Source organism: Rhodopseudomonas sp. B29 (assembly GCF_000333455.1).
Lineage (GTDB): Bacteria > Pseudomonadota > Alphaproteobacteria > Rhizobiales > Xanthobacteraceae > Rhodopseudomonas.
The window spans coordinates 1-2099 of the sequence record NZ_BADD01000460.1 but is presented as its reverse complement, the minus strand read 5'-3'; the positions used below and the strand labels follow the sequence as shown (position 1 = coordinate 2099).

At 64.3% G+C, this 2099-nt stretch carries 2 protein-coding genes; both read left to right on the top strand.

Annotated elements, in window-relative coordinates:
• Window positions 1-171: 171 nt before the first annotated feature.
• Window positions 172-1509: an argininosuccinate synthase gene (argG, locus tag I5M_RS16445; RefSeq protein ID WP_022722391.1), complete on the top strand. Its 1338-nt coding sequence runs from the start codon at window positions 172-174 to the stop codon at window positions 1507-1509.
• A gap of 55 nt (window positions 1510-1564) precedes the next feature.
• A partial coding sequence (locus tag I5M_RS16440; protein WP_022722390.1) for a GNAT family N-acetyltransferase occupies window positions 1565-2099 on the top strand: 535 nt, incomplete at its 3' end.

Sequence of the window (2099 nt, the reverse complement as noted above, 5' to 3'; positions counted from 1 at the left end):
TGACCCGCCTGTTCTGCCCCGCTACCGCTGCGCCAGAAATGGCGCGGCCGCGACATTGGCCCCGCCGCCGTCGAGAACCGTTCGCAGCCGCGGATCGACGCGGTTTCTTGACGTCGCCGGGTGCTTCGCGCCACAACCTGCCGCCCCCCTTTTCAGCCGATTGGACTGCCGATGACGACGATCTTGAAGACCCTGCCCACAGGCCAGAATGTTGGCATCGCGTTCTCGGGCGGGCTCGATACCTCGGCGGCGCTGCTGTGGATGAAGCAGAAGGGCGCCAAGGTGTTCGCCTACACGGCCAATCTGGGCCAGCCGGACGAAGCCGACTACGACGAGATCCCCCGCAAGGCGATGAGCTTCGGCGCCGAGAAAGCCTGCCTGGTCGATTGCCGCACCCAGCTGGTGCACGAGGGCATCGCGGCGATCCAGGCGGGTGCCTTCCACGTCTCGACCGGCGGCATCACCTATTTCAACACCACGCCGCTCGGCCGCGCCGTCACCGGCACCATGCTGGTGTCGGCGATGAAGGAAGACGGCGTCAACATCTGGGGCGACGGCTCGACCTACAAGGGCAACGACATCGAGCGGTTCTACCGCTACGGCCTGCTGACCAATCCGGCGCTCAAGATCTACAAGCCGTGGCTCGATCAGCAGTTCATCGACGAGCTCGGCGGTCGCGCCGAAATGTCGGCGTTCATGACCGCCAACGGCTTCGCCTACAAGATGAGCGCCGAGAAGGCGTATTCGACCGACAGCAACCTGCTCGGCGCGACCCACGAAGCCAAGGATCTCGAGCAGCTCGATAGTGGCATCCGCATCGTCAACCCGATCATGGGCGTGCCGTTCTGGCGCGACGATTGCGCCGTGAAGGCCGAGACCGTCAGCGTGCGGTTCGCCGAGGGCCAGCCGGTCGCGCTCAACGGCAAGACCCTCAGCGATCCGGTGGCGCTGTTCTACGAGGCCAATGCGATCGGCGGCCGTCACGGCCTCGGCATGAGCGATCAGATCGAGAACCGCATCATCGAGGCCAAGAGCCGCGGCATCTACGAGGCGCCCGGCATGGCGCTGCTGCACATCGCCTACGAGCGCCTCGTCACCGGCATCCACAACGAAGACACCATCGAGCAGTATCGCATTAACGGCATGAAGCTCGGCCGGCTGTTGTATCAGGGCCGCTGGTTCGACTCGCAGGCCTTGATGCTGCGCGAGACCGCACAGCGCTGGGTTGCCCGCGCTATCACCGGCGAAGTGACGCTGGAGCTCCGCCGCGGCAACGACTACTCGATCCTCAACACGGTGAGCCCGAACCTGACCTACGCGCCCGAGCGCCTCAGCATGGAAAAGGTCGAGGACGCGCCGTTCACCCCGGCCGACCGCATCGGCCAGCTCACGATGCGCAACCTCGACATCGCCGACACCCGCGCCAAGCTCGGCCTGTACGCCGACAGCGGCCTGCTGTCCGCCGGCGAAGGAAGTCACATCCCGAAGCTGGAAAGCGACAAGACCTGATACGCGCGGTGCGGCGACACCGCGACGATCATCCGATCGGCCGCGAGAGCTCGTTATGTCGGAATCTCTGCCTGTCCTGAAAGGCGCCTATGTCACTCTGCGCAAGGCTGCGCCTCGTGACGTGGAGGCCTTCGTGGTGCTCGGCAACGATCCGCACATCCACGAGATGTTCGGTGGAAGCCGCGCGACGTTCATGCCTGCAACTCCGGACAGCGCGACCTCCCTGGTCGCGAGCCTGATCGACCATCCATATGCATGGATCATCGAGCGGGAGCGACCGATCGGGCACGCCCGGCTGGATCGGGTCGATCTGCACGATCGGCGGGCATCCTTCGCGATCGGAATTCTCGATCCGGACGAACTGGGAAAAGGCTATGGTACCGAGGCGGCGAAGCTGGTGCTTCGCTTCGCGTTCGGGAAACTCGATTTGCATCGCGTCTCGGTTCGTGTGTTGGCCTATAATTCCCGCGCCATTGGCTCTTACAAGAAGTGTGGATTCGTCGTCGAAGGTCGCGAACGCGAGGCTGGCCTCGTCAACGACTGCTGGCACGACGATATCATCATGGGACTGCTGAAGCGGGAGTTCATCG